This window comes from Streptococcus sp. HMSC10A01 (genome assembly GCF_001807785.1).
GTDB lineage: Bacteria > Bacillota > Bacilli > Lactobacillales > Streptococcaceae > Streptococcus > Streptococcus gordonii.
This window is the reverse complement of sequence record NZ_KV790975.1, coordinates 55,913-73,875: the sequence shown is the minus strand read 5'-3', so window position 1 is coordinate 73,875 and position 17,963 is coordinate 55,913. Positions and strand designations below refer to the sequence as shown.

Genomic DNA, 17,963 nt, shown 5'->3' with positions numbered 1-17,963 from the left:
GAAACGTGTGGATAAGAATGGCACTCCAGTGACTGCGACTTACAGTCCAGAATTTACGAAAGTAACACCAATTGGTAAGGATGCTTCCTCTGAAAATATTAAGGGACTTGTACAAACAGGTACTCCAACCTTCCAAGGTGGCGACCCACTGGTTCCAATTGATGAAACAGTTGAACCAACCTTCGAAGATGGAAGCAAAGAGAAGACCATTCCAGGTCAAGGAACCTACACGATTGCACCAGATGGTACAGTAACCTTCACTCCAGACAAGCAGTTTGTAGGGAAACCAGATCCAATCACCGTGAAACGTGTGGATAAGAATGGCACTTCAGTCACTGCAACTTACAGTCCAGAATTCACTAAGGTCACTCCTACAGGAACTGGTGCAACTAGCACAGGTCCTCAAGGACTCCCTCAAACTGGTACTCCAACCTTCCAAGGTGGCGATCCACGGGTTCCAATTGATGAAACTGTAGCACCAACCTTTGAAGATGGCTCAACTGAAAAAGTGATTCCAGGTGAAGGAACCTATACCATCTCACCAGATGGCACAGTAACCTTTACTCCAGAAGCTGATTTTGTAGGAAAAGGAACCGGCGTAACAATTGTTCGTAAGGATAAGAACGGTACCTCAGTTACTGCAAGCTATCGTCCAACAGTTGTAGATCCGTCTACTGGACAGGATACAACCTCTACAGGAGCTAAAGGCCAAACGCAAGTGGCAACCCCAGCGTTTGAAGGACATATCGATAGTACAGTTCCACCAACCTTTGAGGACGGCAGCACGACACTGATTGTTCCAGGAGAAGGAAGCTATACAATTGATAAAGATGGTAAGATTACCTTTACTCCAGAACCAGACTTTGTTGGTACAGCCAAAGGAGTGGTTGTAAAACGTTTGGATATTTATGGCAACGTTGTTACAGCGCAGTATACACCAACGGTCATCGGCCAAACACGAGTAGAAGATGTAACCTCAGATGGACTCAAGGGTCAAACACAGACTGGTAAACCAATCTTTGAAGGTGATGTAGACTTAACAGTAGCACCAACCTTTGAGGACGGCTCAACTGAAAAAGTTGTTCCAGGAGAAGGCACTTATACCATCTCGCCAGACGGTGTTGTAACTTTTGTTCCAGAGCCAAACTTTGTTGGTACAGCTAAAGGAGTCGTTGTAATCCGTAAGGATCGCAATGGTCAAACAATTTCTGCAAGCTACACACCGAGAGTGACAGAAATTCCGGTCGTTCCAAACAGACCAAGTACTCCAGAACAGCCAAAGGTTCCAGTAATTCCAGCTGAACCTGCGGTAGCAGTTCAAACACCAGAAGCTGAAGAGAGAGTAGAACCTGTTTATGTCGATCCAAAAGATGAAAAAGCGGTTCTTCCAAGAACAGGAAGTCAGACAAGTGATCAGACTGCTTCAGGCCTCTTAGCAGCCATTGCCAGCTTAACATTCTTTGGTTTAGCAAATCGGAAGAAGAAATCTGAAGAAGATTAAGAGAGAGATTACTGTCTTTCCATTCGACAGATTGAGTTAAGTTTAAAAGCGATTCGGATATTCCGAATCGCTTTTTTGGTTATTGAATTTTCATACTCTTGATTTTCTCTGCGTCAGGTGTCACCCGCAGGGTTTTCTGACCAGTGTAGGTCACAAATCCTGGCTTGCCACCAGTGGGCTTATTTAGCTTTTTAATCTCAATCATGTCTACTTGGACAAGATTGGAGAGTCTGGCCTTGGAGAAGTAAGCAGCTAGCTCGGCAGCGTCAGTCTTGACCTCATCGCTGGGCTGAAGATTGCCTGTGATGACCACATGACTACCTGGAATATCCTTGGCGTGAAACCAAAGCTCGTCCTTCTTGGCCATCTTAAACGTCAGCTCATCATTTTGTAGATTGTTGCGGCCAACCAGGATAATAGTTTGGCCATCTGTTGCCAAATATTTCTCTGGTTTCTGCCTTTTATGGATCTTCTCTCTCTGGCGCCGGCGGATAAAGCCAGTCTGGATTAGTTCCTCCCGAATTTCTGCGATTTCAGTCAGGCTGGCCTGAGCAAGGGCTGTTTCCACGCTCTCTAGGTAGAGAATCGTAGTCCGCGTCTCCTCAATCAAGCTAGTCAGGTGTTTGACGGCTTCTTTGAGCTTCTGGTAACGTTTGAAATAGCGCTGGGCATTTTGGTTGGGAGTTAGGGCCTTGTCAAGTGCGATGAGGATCTTTTCACCTGTGTAGTAATTGTCCAGCTCTACCTGATCTTGGTCGTTGGGCACCTGATGGAGAAAGGTGGTCAAAAGCTCCCCTTTTTGGCGGAATTCTTCTGCATTCTCCGTTGCTAGGAGCTCTTCCTCTTGCTTGCCCAACTTTTTCCGGTTCTTTTCCAACTCATTTTCTACTCGGCGGATGAGCTCGCTAGCCTGCTGGTTAACTCGATCGCGCTCGGCCTTGTCCTTATAGAAAGTGTCTAAAAGCTCGGATAACGTGGACATTTGGGTCTTACTGTCAGAAAATAGCAGAGCAGAGAAGGATTTTTCGGTCAGGCTAGGCTGAGTCGGACTGGCAAAAAATGCTCGGAAAGTTTTGAGCTTATCAGCTGTAAGACGACCACTGAGTTCGGTAGCCGTATCTCGACCCAATCCCTGAAAAATTTGCTGAAGGCGTTTGGGCTCTATTTCCTCAGTCTGTAGGATTTGAAAGAGCTTTTCATCGCCCACAGTGAAAGGATTGAGACTGCCTGTCTGAGGCGGTGCGACATAAGTTGAGCCAGGTAAAATCGTTCGATAGCTATTTTGCGAAAATCCGACATGTTTGATGGCTTCAATAATCTTACCGCTAGCCTTATCCAAGAGAATGATATTGCTATGTTTACCCATGATTTCGATGACTAGTGTCACAGCTACGCTATCGCCGATTTCGTTCTTATTAGAAACACTGATTTCTAAAATTCGGTCATTCTCAACTTGCTGGATTGCTTCAATGACAGCACCCTGCAGGTATTTGCGCATCACCATGATAAAGGTATTTGGAACTGCTGGATTTTCAAACGTAGTATCTGTTAATTGGACGCGTCCAAAGACCGAGTGGGCTGATAGGAGCAGCTTGAGGCTTTTGCGATTGCTGCGAATCTGTAAAACTAGCTCCTGTTCAAAAGGTTGATTAATCTTCTGGATGCGGCCGCCTACTAATTCGTGGCGAAGTTCCTCAGTCATGTGATGTAAAAAAAATCCGTCGAAAGACATGCTTTTCTCCTTGAAAGTTACTATAGAAAATTATAACAAAAAACCAAGGTAAAAGCTCCCAATGAGATATCAAATTATTTGAGTTTTAATCGAAAATGGACTAGACAATAAAAATCCGAACATTTTACAAAAATTGTCAAAAAAGTCTTGACATCCTTTCAGGAAAAACATAAAATATAGGAAATTAGAAAAGTAGCAAACGAATTTGTTTTAAGCGAGCTTGTGGGTGGTGAAAACAAGTAGCAAATCTTTGCGAAATTGGGCTAATGATTAGAGTGTCTTTTAGTAATTTACTGATAAGCTAAAAGAACAAATGAATTCGAAACAATAAGAATTCGGTTGGCACACCTTACAGTGCAACTTGTTGGTAGACAAGGCAGAGATATGGGAGAATGCTATTTATTTTTCCATAATTGAGGTGGCACCGCGATTTACGCCCTCACACAGGATATCTGTGTGAGGTTTTTTGTTGGAAAAAAGAGAAGGAGAGTTGCCCATGTTTAAACGATGGCGTCCCTAGGGATTGAAATGAAAAAGCTTAAAAATAGAAATGGAGAAAAAATATGAAGAATAAACGTTTACTCGCTGTTTTAGCAGTATTAGTAGTCTTGGTTGGAGGATCTTTGATCTATTCCAGCTTGAATAAAGGTGGTGGGTCAAAGTCTACTACAGATAAGAAAACAGTCAAAGTCGGAGTATTACAGTATGTCAGCCATCCTTCACTTGATTTAATCTATAAAGGGATTCAAGACGGATTAGCTGAAGAAGGTTACAAGGCCGATGATATTAAAATTGATTTTATGAATGCAGAAGGAGACCAAAGCAAGGTTGCTACTATGAGCAAGCAACTGGTGTCTAATGACAATGATGTGCTGATTGGGATTGCGACTCCGTCTGCTCAAGGACTGGCTGCAGCTACTAAGAACAAGCCCGTCGTCATGGGAGCTATCACAGATCCAGTCGGAGCTAATCTAGTAAAAAATCTTGAAAAACCAGGTGGCAATATCACTGGTGTCTCTGACCGCAATCCAGCTAAGCAACAGTTGGAGCTGATTAAAAAATTGACGCCAAATGTAAAAACTATCGGTGCACTTTACTCTAGCAGTGAAGATAACTCTAAATCTCAGGTAGAAGAGTTCAAAAAATTAGCTGAAAAGGTAGGCTATAAGGTAGAGGAATACTCTGTTCCATCAACCAATGAAATTGCTTCAACCATGAATGTCATGACTGGAAAGGTTGATGCTATCTGGATTCCGATTGATAATACAATTGCATCAGCTTTTGCGACTGTAGTATCTAGCAATAAAGACGCTAAAAAACCTATCTACCCAAGTGCGACTGCTATGGTAGAAGAAGGTGGACTAGCATCAGTTGTTGTTGACCAACATGAACTTGGAGTTGCAACAGGAAAAATGGCTGCTAAAATCTTGAAAGGCGCAAAACCAGAAGAAACAGCAGTTGAAATTTTTAACAAAGGTAAGTCAGTCATCAATAAGAAGAATGCCAAAGAACTTGGAATTACTGTACCAGAAGATGCCCTCAAAGAAGCTGGACAAGTGATTGAATAAGGAAGGAGACTTAAAAACTCAAGCCTTAATTTAGTGGCAAGTTTTAATACAAAGTTAGGATAGAATATGATTATTTCGATTATTTCACAAGGTCTTTTCTGGTCCATTTTGGGTCTGGGAATCTTTATGACCTTTAGGATTTTGAATTTTCCAGATATGACGACAGAAGGCAGCTTTCCTCTGGGAGGGGCTGTCGCTGTCACTTTGATTACTAAGGGCGTTAATCCACTAATTGCAACTTTGATTGCTATTTTAGCTGGATGTTTGGCTGGTTTTGCAACAGGCTTGCTTTATACCAAAGGAAAAATCCCGACTCTGCTGTCTGGAATTTTGGTCATGACCTCATGCCATTCCTTAATCCTTATGATCATGGGAAGAGCCAATCTAGGCTTATTGGGGGCTAAAAAAATTCAAGACTTTCTTCCTTTTTCAGAGGAAATGAATCAAATCTTTCTAGGCCTAATTTTTGTAGCTCTGGTAATTCTAGCTTTGCTTTTCTTTCTTGATACCAAGCTAGGCCAGGCCTACATTGCTACTGGGGACAATCCTGATATGGCCAGAAGTTTTGGGATTAATACTGGCCGAATGGAGCTGATGGGCTTGGTCTTGTCCAACGGAGTGATTGCCTTAGCTGGGGCTTTGATTGCCCAGCAGGAAGGTTATGCGGATGCATCAAGAGGGATTGGAGTCATTGTTATCGGTTTGGCCAGCTTAATTATTGGAGAGGTTCTCTTTAAGAGTCTTACTTTGGCTGAAAGACTGATGACGATTGTGGTAGGAGCGATTGCTTATCAATTTCTAATTTGGGCGGTTATCGCTTTAGGCTTTAATACCAGCTACCTACGTCTCTACAGTGCGGTGATTTTGGCTATCTGCCTTATGATTCCCACGCTTAAAAATAAATTTTTTAAAGGAGTCACATTAAGCAAATGACAGTCATTGTAGAATTAAAGAATGCCACAAAAGTTGTAAGTAATGGTTTAGATGAAGAAAAAGTTATTTTGAATGATGTTTCTTTGCAGATTCATGAGCATGACTTTATTACTATTTTGGGTGGAAATGGAGCCGGAAAATCAACCCTTTTTAACGTAATTGCTGGGACCTTACCTTTAACCAGTGGTAGTATCCATATCTTGGGTGAAGATGTGACTCATTACTCACCAGAAAAACGAGCAAAATACCTTTCTCGAGTCTTTCAAGATCCAAAGATGGGGACAGCGCCTCGTATGACTGTTGCTGAAAATCTCTTGATTGCAAAGTTTCGAGGAGAGAGAAGAGGTCTTTTTCCTCGCCGATTGAATCATTATAAAGAAGAATTCCAGGCGACTATTGATAAAATCGGCAATGGTCTGGAAAAGCATTTGGATACAGCAATTGAGTTCCTATCAGGTGGTCAAAGACAGGCCCTAAGTCTTTTAATGGCAACGCTCAAACGTCCTGAACTTTTGCTACTAGATGAGCATACAGCAGCTTTGGATCCCAAGACTAGCGTGGCTTTAATGGAGTTAACAGATGATTTTGTTCAAAAGGACCGTCTGACTGCTCTCATGATAACACATCATATGGAAGATGCACTTAAGTACGGCAATCGCTTGATTGTTATGAAGGATGGTCAGATTATTCAGGATCTCAAGCAAGAAGAAAAAGCTCAAATGACTATTTCAGATTATTATAGTTTATTTGAATAGAAACAAAGCTAATAAGGAGCTTTAAATGGCTGTCCTATTGGCTTTTTTTATTTCTTTGTTTTGCAAAAAAATATTATAAAAAAACAATGTAAACGCTTGCTTTTTCAAAGATAAAGGAGTACACTAATAATAGATAGAGATAGGTGGGAAATTAAGGATTTTGATATTCTTCTTTCCTTCTTTAAACGTTTCGTTCCTTTGATAAGGGATGCATGGCTTAGCAAATAGAAAGGACTGATTCCAATGGGTTTCAGAAATTCAAATCTGTTTTAAGTTATCTATATTTTAGCTTATGTCCTTGTTTACTGATTTGTTGTTCGTCTTAGTTGGAGGTATTGTTAAAAAATATCTGAACCGAATTATCTCTTGTGACGATTGTAGATTGTTGCTATGGAAAATAAGAGTTTAAAATGAGAAAAAAACTTCAGAGAGCGACAATGAAGAGAGAAGCTTTTCAATGGTTTTCGGACTTCGAATAATACAATCGTCATTGCTTTTGTACGATAAAATATATTTTCTTATTAGATCGATATAAAAGAAAATCATTCTTTAGGGCTATAAAAGATTGAATCAATCATCAAGTAAATTGTTTGTCTGTAGCTTTTAGCTACTCAAGTTGCTTCGTTAGTAATCAGTAAACAAGACGCACTCCTGGCTATTCCGTTTTAAATGGATGCCAGGAGCTTTTTATTTTTGTTGCCAAAATAGGGGAAATTTGCTAGAATATTAAGTAATTAAATAGCAATCCGCAAGACCAGTACCCTAGGGGAAGTTTAACAGGGAGGGGAGCCATCGACTGAAAGCTCTCTAGATGAAAGCTAGGCGAATTCACTTGCTCTAGGATTGATAAGTAAGGTCTGGCTTGCCAGATAAAAAACGGATGGTACCGCGTGTCAACGCTCCGCTTATGGAGATTGGCGCGCTTTTTATTTTGGAGGGAAAATGACGAAAACGATTGAAGAACAACTAAAAAGCCTGCGTGAAGAGACTCTAGCTTCTCTCAAGCAGCTAAAGGCGGAGAATCAAAAGGAACTGCAGGACTTGCGTGTAGCTGTCTTGGGTAAGAAGGGTTCGCTGACTGAAGTCCTGAAAGGTATGAAGGATATCTCTGCTGAAATGCGGCCGATTATCGGGAAGCATGTCAATGAAGCGCGTGATATTCTGACAGCAGCCTTTGAAAAGACTGCTCAAGAGATGGAAGAGCAATTAGTAGCTCTGAAACTGGCTGAGGAATCCTTGGATGTGACCCTGCCAGGCCGTCAAATTCCGTTAGGGAACCGTCATATTCTTAGCCAGACTAGTGAAGAAATTGAAGATATCTTCATCGGGATGGGCTATCAGGTCGTGGACGGCTTTGAAGTGGAAAAGGACTATTACAACTTTGAGCGGATGAATCTGCCTAAGGACCACCCAGCACGGGATATGCAGGACACTTTCTATATTACAGAGGAGATCCTGCTCAGAACCCACACCAGTCCGGTACAGGCTCGAGCTATGGATGCCCATGACTTTTCTAAAGGGCCACTCAAGATGATCTCTCCAGGGCGCGTTTTCCGCCGGGATACCGATGATGCGACTCACTCCCACCAGTTCCATCAGATTGAAGGCTTGGTGGTAGGTGAAAATATTTCCATGGCCAACCTGCAAGGAACACTGCAGCTAATTGTCCAGAAGATGTTCGGCCAAGACCGAAGTATCCGTCTGCGTCCGTCATACTTCCCATTCACAGAGCCGTCTGTTGAAGTGGATGTTTCCTGCTTTAAGTGTGGTGGTGCCGGCTGTAATGTCTGCAAGAAGACCGGCTGGATTGAGATTATGGGAGCTGGTATGGTGCATCCGCGTGTGTTGGAAATGAGCGGTATTGATGCAGATAAGTATTCTGGATTTGCTTTTGGCCTTGGTCAAGAGCGGGTAGCTATGCTTCGCTACGGTATCAACGATATTCGTGGCTTCTACCAAGGAGATATTCGTTTTTCCCAGCAGTTTAAGTAGAAACCTGTAATCATCAATGTAGCTTTTCTGAGAAAGGAGTGCAGTATGCTAGTCAGAGTTAAAAAAGAAGAAGCGAGCCTCCTGCGGGAGTTGGAGGTCGCGACCTATCAAGAAACCTTTGGTCCTTTTATCAAGCAAGCTGATATGGCTCATTATTTTGACAATGAGCTGTCGCTTGCAACTATCGAAAAGGAGCTGGCAGATCCTGAATCAGAGACTTATTTTGTTGTCAAAGATGGTGAAATTGCTGGTTTTCTCAAGTTTAACTGGGGACAGGCTCAAACGGAGCAAGAACTGCGTCAGTCCTTTGAGGTTCAGCGAATCTATGTCTTGAAAGCCTATCATGGTCAAGGCTTGGGCAAGGAGATGTTTGAATTTGCCTTAGAAGAAGCCGAGAAACGAGGCTTTGACTGGGTTTGGCTGGGCGTCTGGGAGAAGAATTTTAGAGCCCAATATTTTTACTTCAAATATGGCTTTGAAAAATTCAGTCAGCACGACTATATCACTGGTGAGACGGTAGACACAGACTGGATGCTCCGCAAGAAATTGAAATAAAAAAGAAAATTTAAAGAGAGGAAATGATACGACCTAAAAGCTCGAAATTTAGATGATTTGTCTGAAATCAGGATTTCAGACAAATAACTAAAATTTGGTTGGTCAAGTTCCTCAGCGATAGAATAGAGAAAGGAATTGAACCCGGGCTAAAAACTCGAAAAAAAGATAGATTTGCGATCATTCGTCGAATGCTTAGCAAATCTCCTATTTTTCAGTCGTTTTTGACGCCCTTGGTATCTTGAATATGCTAGTAAGTTATAAGTGGTTAAAAGAGTTAGTAGACATTGATGTGGCGAGCGCTGAGCTGGCTGAGAAAATGTCAACGACAGGAATTGAAGTGGAAGGTGTGACATCACCAGCTGCTGGCCTATCAAAAATTGTTGTTGGTGAGGTGGTATCGTGTGAGGATGTTCCTGATACTCACCTGCATGTCTGTCAAGTCAATGTCGGAGAAGAGGATAACCGTCAAATTGTCTGTGGTGCTCCGAATGTTCGCGCAGGCATCAAGGTCATGGTGGCTTTGCCAGGTGCTCGCATTGCTGACAATTATAAGATTAAAAAAGGAAAAATCCGTGGCTTGGAGTCACTGGGCATGATCTGCTCTCTGGGTGAGCTGGGTATTTCTGATTCTGTTGTGCCAAAGGAATTTGCGGATGGCATTCAAATCCTGCCTGAAGAAGCAGTGCCGGGTGAGGAAGTCTTCTCTTATCTGGACTTGGACGATGAGATTATCGAACTTTCCATCACACCAAACCGGGCTGATGCTCTGTCTATGCGTGGGGTGGCTCATGAAGTGGCTGCGATTTATGATAAGTCAGTACATTTCAAAGATTTTTCGCTGGTGGAAAATGAAAAGCAGGCAGCCGACAGTCTTTCAGTAGCCCTTGAGACAGGGAAAGCCCCTTATTACGCGGCTCGTATCTTGGAAAATGTTAGCATTGCCCCAAGTCCTCAGTGGCTACAAAATCTCCTCATGAACGAAGGAATCCGTCCGATTAACAATGTAGTAGACGTGACCAACTACATCCTGCTCTACTTTGGTCAGCCCATGCACGCCTTTGATCTGGATACATTTGAGGGTGACCAGATTGTCGTGCGGGAAGCGCGTGCTGGTGAAAAACTAGTGACACTGGACGGCGAAGAGCGCGAGCTGGAAGTTAGCGACTTAGTCATTACTGTGGCAGATAAGCCAGTGGCTTTGGCTGGTGTCATGGGAGGAGCAGCGACTGAAATTTCTGGTAAGTCCACTCGTGTTGTTCTGGAAGCAGCTGTCTTTGATGGGAAATCAATCCGCAAGACCAGCGGTCGCCTTAACCTGCGCTCAGAATCATCTTCCCGCTTTGAAAAAGGCATCAATGTGGCAACTGTCAATGAAGCTTTGGACGCAGCAGCAAGTATGATTGCGAACTTGGCAGGAGCGACTGTTCAGGCTGGTATCGTATCAGCTGGTAGCTTAGATACTAGAGATGTAGAAGTGGTGTCTAGTCTTGCGGATGTCAACCGTGTGCTAGGAACAGACTTGCTTTATACAGATATTGAGGATGTCTTCCGCAGACTTGGCTTTGGCTTATCAGGAAGTGCTGAACAGTTCACTGTCAGTGTCCCTCGCCGTCGCTGGGATATTTCAATCGAAGCAGATCTCTATGAAGAAATTGCCCGCATTTACGGCTATGACAAATTGCCAGCTAGTCTGCCAAAAGATGACGGAACTGCCGGTGAATTGACTGCAACGCAGAAACTGCGCCGTCAAGTACGGACCTTAGCAGAAGGAGCTGGACTGACAGAAATCATCACCTACGCTTTGACGACGCCAGAAAAGGCGGTTGAATTCACTCTCAATCCTAGCAACTTGACTGAGCTTATGTGGCCAATGACAGTGGAGCGCTCTGTTCTTCGTCAGAACATGGTTTCTGGGATTTTGGACTCCCTAGCCTACAATGTGGCTCGTAAGAACAAGAATCTAGCCCTCTATGAGATTGGAAAAGTTTTTGAGCAGACTGGTAATCCTAAGGAAGAGTTGCCAAATGAAATCAATAGCTTTGCCTTTGCTTTTACAGGTCTGGTTAATGAAAAAGACTTCCAGACCCAGCCAGTAGCGGTTGATTTCTTCTATGCTAAGGGTGTAGTGGAAGCACTCTTTGCTAAGTTGGGCTTGACAGCTGAATACGTGGCTAGCAACCAGATTAAGAGCCTGCATCCTGGTCGGACTGCTTTAATCTCTATCAATGGCCAGCCTGTCGGCTTTGTCGGCCAAGTCCATCCTGCGACAGCCAAGGCTTACGATATTCCTGAAACCTATGTTGCTGAGCTCAACCTGTCTGCCATCGAAGAGCAGCTCCAGCCAGCACAGCCATTTACAGAAATCACTAAATTCCCAGCTGTCAGCCGTGATGTGGCACTCTTGCTCAAGGCTGAAATCACTCACCAAGAGGTCCTTGATGCCATCCAAGCAGCTGGTATCAAGCGCTTGACCGATATTAAACTCTTTGATATCTTCTCTGGTGACAAGCTGGGTGTTGGCCTCAAATCTATGGCTTACAGCCTGACTTTCCAAAATCCAGAAGCTAGCCTGACTGACGAAGAAGTGGCTAAATACATGGAAAAAATCGAAAAATCTCTGATCGAAAAACTCGGCGCAGAGGTGCGTTAGAAGAGTCGAAAAAAGCAGTCTTTACAGGCTGTTTTTTTTAATTGCTAAAAGAAGCTTTATAAAAGGCTTGATTTATGATATTCTAGTCATATTAAAAATTTGTTAAGAGGTTTCTGATGCAGTATAAGAGAAGTTATGCAGGTGAAATTGTTGGTATTATCTTGATTACTATTTTTGCAATCTTTGCTGTATGGTCAAACTCGTCTTCTACCTTTAGTGCAAGTAACTCTAAAGATCCTGAAGTGAGTTTTGACGCCAAGATGGATGAATACAAACTAGAAGAAAGACCGATAACTATCCGAGATGCAGAACTAATGTTTGGTTCAGAAGATGGTCCCAAAGATGAGACTCCAGAGAAAAAAGAAGCCAGGCTCCAAAGCATTGTAGATACTTATAATAATCAATTAAAGAAAGAACAGGATAAGATAAAAAGGGAAAAAGAAGAGGAAAAGAAAAGAGATGACGATTTTGCTACAACTGTCTTGATTGGTTCAGCAGTTGGGGTTTCTTTATTGTTGATTTCTATTTTTATAAAGTCTAAACAACCTCCTGCAATGACGATTTCAGAAGGAAAACTGGATATTAAATCTTCGATTTTCCAAGATATGAATGAACTTGATCTGGACAAGGTTAAGAAGATCGAATATAAAATCAAAACTTATAGTTCTGATGATATGCAGAAAACAAATCGTATGCTTTATTTTTATGATAAGAATGGTAGTACTCTAGACTCGATTGACTTAAATAACTTGTCTGGTGCTGATTTTAATGATATTTATAAGGAAATTAGTCGTCAGGCGCCTCATATTGAATGGATTTTTCCAGAATAAAAGAAAGACTAGCAAATCATCCTTCTTTTCCAATCATATTAAGTTTTGTGGTTGGGATTATATTTTGAAAATTGGAGAATTAGGATGCGACTAATGATTCGAATGAGGCTGAAAGAATTCAAAATGAAAAATCGGTAGGAAAAGTAAGCATGAAAAATTTAAACCAAATGTCTCAATGTCAGACTCTTTGGGCTAGGAACAAATACTTAGTCCTCAGTCATTCCAGTAAAATCTATCTGGAAATTCGTCAATATTTAAAAAGTGAATCGGTAGAAGTAGCTCATGTTCAAGCCTTGATTGACCAAGCTGTTGCCCTACCAGAAAATCGAGGTCAGGTCTGCAATGCCTTTCAGCATATCTGGGGCTATTTTAAGAAGAAAGCCAGCCCAGCTGAAAAAGATAATTTTATGCTACTCTTGCTTCGTTACCAATCCGGTCAGGCTGAGCAGAAAGATTTGGTTACAGCAGTTAAAGACCTGCTCCTCAAGTACCCCAACCCATATTTGCAAAAATCGACTCTCTTATTTCAGAATGAGGAATGATGCCTTGCTATCAATGAGACATCGCATACCTGTTCTGCTAGTAGCTTAGTGATTACATATGATAAGAACAATAATCTATATCCTCAGTCAAATTAGACTGGGGATTTTTCTTATGTTTAAAAGAAAAGATCTAGATCTGATTGATTGCATCAGTAATATAGAATTCTTAATAGAAAACAAAATTCTTTCTCTTGACAAATAAAACAGACAAGTGTAGAATATAAGTATAAACTACAAATGTAGAAAAGGAGGAATCGATATGTCTATTCCGAAGAAAACTATTTTAGCAATTGTATCCCTTACAGCAGCTGTTCTCTTGACAGCTTGCTCAGGAAATAACAACCAAGGGACTAATGCTAACTCTCAATCTCAAGATGTCAAAAGTCAAAGTTCCCAATCAGCATCTAGTTCTAATACAGAATCTTCTTCTAGTCAAGCTAACTCTTCTAAGTCTACCCAAACTTCGAATCTAGATGGTAGTTATAAGGCAACTGACCATGATGGGGATCAACATCTTCTTCAAATTAATGGGGCCTCTGGGACATGGACGGAGACAGAAGTAGATGGAAGTAAGGAAATTAAGCAAGTTCAGGTTGATGCAGCTAATCAGCGTTTGATTGTTGGTGACGATGTTAAAACTTATCAACAAAATGGCAATCAGTTAATTGTCAGCGAACTGGATGACGATCCAGATACTCTAAACTTTACGAAACAGTAAGTTAGACAACAATCTACTGTAGACAAAAACGGATCTCAGGATAATTGCAAAGTGGCATAAAAATAGTAGTTACAACCTATTGGAGTTGTTGAAAAATTTGTACTGAGGTGGACAACTGTTAAACTTGAAGATCTTGCTATTGATTCATTTACTTGCGGGTAAGAGCAAGACTATTAAGTCCATGATTGTCTTTGATTAAATGTAGAAGAAAAACAGCCTTGCTGCGGTCTCTTTAAGATGGCAAAAGGCTGTTTTTGTGTGGGAGGAAATTCATTCTTTTTGTTCTCTACACCAAGCTATCCACCTTGACCATTCGGCGGCCAGGTGGAACTGGTGTTCTTTGACAAGGCTGTCTGGACAAAGGCTGGGAAATTCGACGCAGAATCGGGCTTCTAAGCCTTTTTCTGTGTCGCGAAACTGATGGCGAATACCACCGATATTGCAACCATTCGCTAGACTGGCGGCACCGACAGTTTGGAAGGGATAAGACGCATCACGAGGCTCCTCTATTTCAGCTTCACCACCAAGCTTAAGAAAAAACTGTGTTGGCAGCGGGCTGTTTCCTGCAGTCTCAATGACTTCAAGTATGCTACCGCGCGACTGCAAGGCATAATGGTCTGGACAGGTACCAAGATTGACTCGTTTATGAACATTTGTCTTTTTTAACATCAACTTTTCTAGCCTTTTACTGAAAGAAGCAGCAGTCAGTCCACTTGCAAAAATCGTTACAACTGCTCTTTTTCTTGGTTTCTTGGGCCATTTGGCTGCCCATTTCATCAAACATTGGCTCCATTTGAGTTTGGTTCCGATTTTCTGGATTAACTCTTCATATGTCAGCTTCATTTTTGCTTCCAGTAGGGCTTGGTCTAAAATCTCCGTCTTGTTAGTATTAGGTAGCTGTAGATTAAGTATCTTAGCTGCTTTATGGATTCTCTTCTTCCGCCATTGCTCGATTCTTTCTTGACTGATTTCTTTTTGATTGATCATAATCTTCATCTTTTAATCCTCTTGTTCTTGTCTTCTGCTTATATTTATTATATAGTGGGAGCTGGATGGTAGACAAGCACCAATTTTAGAGAGACTGTTGCATTTTGAGGTGAATAGCATGTATGAGAAAAAAAGAAGAGAGACAGAAAAGCTTATAGAGACAAGCTTGCTACAGTCGATGAAAGAGCAGACTTTTGAGACTATCAGTATTCGCCAATTGATTGATTTGGCGGGGGTGAATCGCAGTACTTTTTATCGGCATTATCTGGACAAGTATGATCTGCTAGAGAAGATTGAAAACCGCTTGTTAGATGATTTGCAGGCCTATTATCAAGAGGCTCTAGATTCTGCCTGCTTGTTCAAGTTAGAAAAGGATTTTAAAGTGGAAGACTACATCCATGAGAAACAAAATCTTTTTCATTTTTTTAAGCCATACTTGGAAGACTTAGCCATTCTTTTGGGACCCAATGGTAGTCCTACTAGTTTGCTGCGACTGCAGGAAGCTCTGAGGGAGATTTTCTCGAAGAGTATTTCTTTAGCTGACGCGTATATAGAAGAGGTAGAGGTGGACTTGCTACTGAATCATCAAGTAGCGTCCTTTATGGGAACACTGACTTACTGGTTGACTCATCCTCATTATAAGTCTCAACAAATGAGTGATTTTCATACTAAGGTGACCACTGTCGGTCTAGCAGGCTTTGTTAGAGAGCACATTCGGGGAGACTGATGGGATATTTTCTATATCTTGTTTTTTTATGATATAATAGTCTGGAATCTTTCAAAGGAGGATTGCTTTGTTTTTAGCTTTTAAAGAGATTGTCTACAGTCGCGGAAGGTACCGTATGGTTGTTGCCGTGGTTTTTCTCATTACCTATATGGTTTTCTTTTTATCCAGTCTTTCCGTCGGTTTGGCTCGGCTTAATCGCTTGGCAATAGATCAGTGGGGAGCGCAGTCAGTTGTTTTATCTGAGTATGCCAATAAGAATCTGGTTTCGTCGACTCTCAAGGAAGAAGAGTACAGCCGCCTACTTCAAGGAGACTCAATAGCAGCTTTGGGACAGATGGCAGTAGTAGCCAATCATGAAGATGGGAAAGAAAAAATTAATGCTCAAGTCTTTGGTCTGGCATGGAATAGTTTCTTAGCTCCAAAACTGAGTGAAGGTAGGTCAGCTGATAATGCTTATGAAATTATTGTTGATAAACGCCTACAGCAAAAAGGTGTAAAAATAGGCGACCAGCTTCAGCTCAATGGTAGTGAACGCCTCTATCAAGTTGTTGGTTTTACAGAGGATAATAGCTTCTTTACGCAACCTGTAATTTTTATGACTCTAGATGATTTCAGGGAATTAAAGTACGGCTCTAGTCAGGTTAAGAATATCAGCGCACTTGTAGTAAAAGATGATCAGAAGATTGAAGAAGCTGGCCTGAGTCAGCTCTCTATGGGGGAATTGATAGAAAATATTCCGGGTTATCAGGCTCAGGTACTGACCTTTTCCTTTATGATTGGGGCCATGGTTCTGATTACATTTTTGGTATTGGGAATTTTCATGTACATCATTACCATACAAAAGACGCATCTTTATGGTATTATGCGCGCCCAAGGAATTGCCAGTAGAAAGATTATTGCTTCTATTTTCTGGCAGATTTTCATCCTGTCCACTCTGGGAATAAGTCTGGCTGTTTTGGCACTTTGGGGGACACAATTGGCCTTACCTGCCTCTGTGCCTTTTTACAGTGATTGGCGAGCTTATGGAGGACTGATTGCCTTGATTGTTCTCATGTCACTGGCTGGAGGACTCTTGTCCATTCGTCGGGTTCTGAAAATTGACCCTATTACAGCAATTGGAGGTGAGTAAATGTCAATCATAGAACTAAAAGGGGTTACAAAAGAATATGGTCAGGGGCATACGCTGGTTCAAGCCCTGAAACCAACTGATTTCCGATTGGAAGCGGGGCAGTTTGTAGCTATTATTGGGCCATCAGGCTCGGGTAAAACAACCTTTCTGACCTTGCTGGGGCATTTACAAACTCCCTCAAAAGGACGGATTCTTCTGCATGGGAAAGATACTTCCCAGCTCAAGGAAAAGGAACGGGCGGCTCTGCGTTTCAATGATTTCGGCTTCATTTTGCAGGCCTCCAATCTCATTCCTTTTTTGAAAATCGAAGACCAATTCCAGCTGATTGACCGCTTATCTAAGAAGGAAAGAACGGATCTAGACAGTCTGATTGAGCTACTAGATCTAAAAGGAACACTCAAGCAGTATCCGAAAGAATTGTCCGGTGGGGAACGGCAGAGGGCTGCTATCGCTAGAGCCCTTTACAATAGCCCGGATATTATCTTGGCTGATGAGCCGACAGCTAGTTTGGATACGGAAAGGGCCAAGCGCGTGGTTCATTTGCTTAAAGAGGTTACTCAGAAATTCAATAAGAGTGTAGTCATGATTACCCACGATACCCGCCTACTGGATGAGGTTGATAAGATCTATGAAATGCAGGATGGTACACTAACTCAAGTTCGATAAAGCTTTAAAAAGCTTGTGAGATCTATTAAAACCATTTATAGGCAACCTGTTTTTCGTTGACAGGCTTGTCTTTTTTTGTATAAAATCATCATAAATAGCAACCGTTTTGATGGGTAGCTTTTTGAATTTGTTGCACTGCAATATGAGAAATACTCATTAGAAATCTTGCAACGGAAATCATTAGTAAAGCAGTTTGTTTTGCTACTTAGATGAAGAAAGGGGATTAATAAGGTTTAATAAAAAATATAGCTAGCCTTGACTAATCTTTGGAAGGCGAGATACTGCTGTTTTTATTATTCCAAAAATGCTAAAAAGGAAGATCGATGCGAAAGAAAGCTAAGCTTACACTATGTCTCTTATTCTTGGCAATGATTGCTCTTTCAGTTTTTCTCTATTTTTTTAAGCGCATATACTGGAAATATGATGATCAGTGGATTATCGGTAAAAGAGAATGGGAGATAGTGGAGCGTTATGGTAAATTTGATTATGAAACGAAACCCGGCGCCCGAAAGGGATATTATATAGGACAAAAGAATTATTTTTTTGAAACTCATGGTAAAAAGTTGTATTATTATATTCTTTTTGATAACGATAATAGAGCTAAAAAAGTCATGATTGGGGGTCAGCCTGGAAAAGATTAAGTGATTGTAAAGGCAATATTGGAAGAGTTTCTTGCTT

At 41.6% G+C, this 17,963-nt stretch carries 16 protein-coding genes; 14 read left to right on the top strand and 2 right to left on the bottom strand.

Annotation, left to right across the window (positions count from 1 at the left end):
- Positions 1 to 1,501: LPXTG cell wall anchor domain-containing protein (locus HMPREF3108_RS10970; RefSeq protein WP_256262228.1), on the top strand; the 1,501-nt coding region annotated here is incomplete at its 5' end.
- Positions 1,502 to 1,580: 79 nt separating this feature from the next.
- On the opposite strand, the gene fbpA is transcribed toward HMPREF3108_RS10970, so the two are convergent.
- A complete protein-coding gene (gene fbpA / locus HMPREF3108_RS06185) occupies positions 1,581 to 3,233 on the bottom strand; it encodes an Rqc2 family fibronectin-binding protein FbpA (RefSeq protein ID WP_070493827.1) in 1,653 nt (550 codons plus the stop codon).
- A gap of 563 nt (positions 3,234 to 3,796) precedes the next feature.
- Between fbpA and trpX the strand changes: the two genes are divergently transcribed.
- From trpX to HMPREF3108_RS06140, 9 genes are all read left to right on the top strand, one after another.
- A complete protein-coding gene (gene trpX, locus HMPREF3108_RS06180; RefSeq protein ID WP_048779736.1) occupies positions 3,797 to 4,801 on the top strand; it encodes a tryptophan ABC transporter substrate-binding protein in 1,005 nt (334 codons plus the stop codon).
- Between the two features lie 66 nt (positions 4,802 to 4,867).
- Entirely contained in the window at positions 4,868 to 5,734 is an 867-nt protein-coding gene (locus HMPREF3108_RS06175) for an ABC transporter permease (RefSeq protein ID WP_045635019.1), read from the top strand.
- Positions 5,731 to 6,489, top strand: coding sequence for an ABC transporter ATP-binding protein (locus tag HMPREF3108_RS06170; RefSeq protein ID WP_046165776.1), 759 nt, complete (start codon positions 5,731 to 5,733; stop codon positions 6,487 to 6,489). Before HMPREF3108_RS06175 ends, HMPREF3108_RS06170 begins: the two co-directional genes overlap by 4 nt.
- A gap of 942 nt (positions 6,490 to 7,431) precedes the next feature.
- The gene (pheS, locus tag HMPREF3108_RS06165; protein ID WP_070493824.1) at positions 7,432 to 8,481 is read left to right on the top strand and encodes a phenylalanine--tRNA ligase subunit alpha; all 1,050 of its coding nucleotides are present in this window, start codon (positions 7,432 to 7,434) and stop codon (positions 8,479 to 8,481) included.
- 45 nt (positions 8,482 to 8,526) lie between these two features.
- Positions 8,527 to 9,036 carry a GNAT family N-acetyltransferase gene (locus tag HMPREF3108_RS06160; RefSeq protein WP_048779731.1) on the top strand — a complete coding sequence of 170 codons (510 nt, stop codon included), beginning with the start codon at positions 8,527 to 8,529 and terminating at the stop codon, positions 9,034 to 9,036.
- 244 nt (positions 9,037 to 9,280) lie between these two features.
- The gene (gene pheT, locus HMPREF3108_RS06155) at positions 9,281 to 11,686 is read left to right on the top strand and encodes a phenylalanine--tRNA ligase subunit beta (protein WP_048779728.1); all 2,406 of its coding nucleotides are present in this window, start codon (positions 9,281 to 9,283) and stop codon (positions 11,684 to 11,686) included.
- A gap of 116 nt (positions 11,687 to 11,802) precedes the next feature.
- On the top strand, positions 11,803 to 12,516 hold the full coding sequence (locus tag HMPREF3108_RS06150) for a hypothetical protein (RefSeq protein ID WP_048779726.1): 714 nt from the start codon (positions 11,803 to 11,805) through the stop codon (positions 12,514 to 12,516).
- A 149-nt stretch (positions 12,517 to 12,665) separates the two neighbouring features.
- The gene (locus HMPREF3108_RS06145; RefSeq protein WP_045773723.1) at positions 12,666 to 13,058 is read left to right on the top strand and encodes a YbgA family protein; all 393 of its coding nucleotides are present in this window, start codon (positions 12,666 to 12,668) and stop codon (positions 13,056 to 13,058) included.
- Positions 13,059 to 13,317: 259 nt separating this feature from the next.
- The gene (locus tag HMPREF3108_RS06140) at positions 13,318 to 13,776 is read left to right on the top strand and encodes an SP_0198 family lipoprotein (RefSeq protein ID WP_070493821.1); all 459 of its coding nucleotides are present in this window, start codon (positions 13,318 to 13,320) and stop codon (positions 13,774 to 13,776) included.
- A gap of 270 nt (positions 13,777 to 14,046) precedes the next feature.
- Here the strand turns inward: HMPREF3108_RS06140 and HMPREF3108_RS06135 are convergent, their stop codons facing one another.
- A complete protein-coding gene (locus HMPREF3108_RS06135; RefSeq protein ID WP_048779721.1) occupies positions 14,047 to 14,772 on the bottom strand; it encodes a hypothetical protein in 726 nt (241 codons plus the stop codon).
- Positions 14,773 to 14,881: 109 nt separating this feature from the next.
- Between HMPREF3108_RS06135 and HMPREF3108_RS06130 the strand changes: the two genes are divergently transcribed.
- The 4 genes from HMPREF3108_RS06130 (at position 14,882) to HMPREF3108_RS10965 (ending at position 17,926) form a co-directional block, all read left to right on the top strand.
- The gene (locus tag HMPREF3108_RS06130; protein WP_070493818.1) at positions 14,882 to 15,490 is read left to right on the top strand and encodes a TetR/AcrR family transcriptional regulator; all 609 of its coding nucleotides are present in this window, start codon (positions 14,882 to 14,884) and stop codon (positions 15,488 to 15,490) included.
- 67 nt (positions 15,491 to 15,557) lie between these two features.
- On the top strand, positions 15,558 to 16,619 hold the full coding sequence (locus HMPREF3108_RS06125) for an ABC transporter permease (protein ID WP_070493815.1): 1,062 nt from the start codon (positions 15,558 to 15,560) through the stop codon (positions 16,617 to 16,619).
- Positions 16,620 to 17,285, top strand: a complete 666-nt coding sequence (locus tag HMPREF3108_RS06120) for an ABC transporter ATP-binding protein (protein ID WP_061585248.1) — start codon at positions 16,620 to 16,622, stop codon at positions 17,283 to 17,285. It begins immediately after the preceding gene.
- Positions 17,286 to 17,608: 323 nt separating this feature from the next.
- Positions 17,609 to 17,926, top strand: coding sequence for a hypothetical protein (locus tag HMPREF3108_RS10965; protein ID WP_256262227.1), 318 nt, complete (start codon positions 17,609 to 17,611; stop codon positions 17,924 to 17,926).
- Positions 17,927 to 17,963 lie beyond the last annotated feature (37 nt).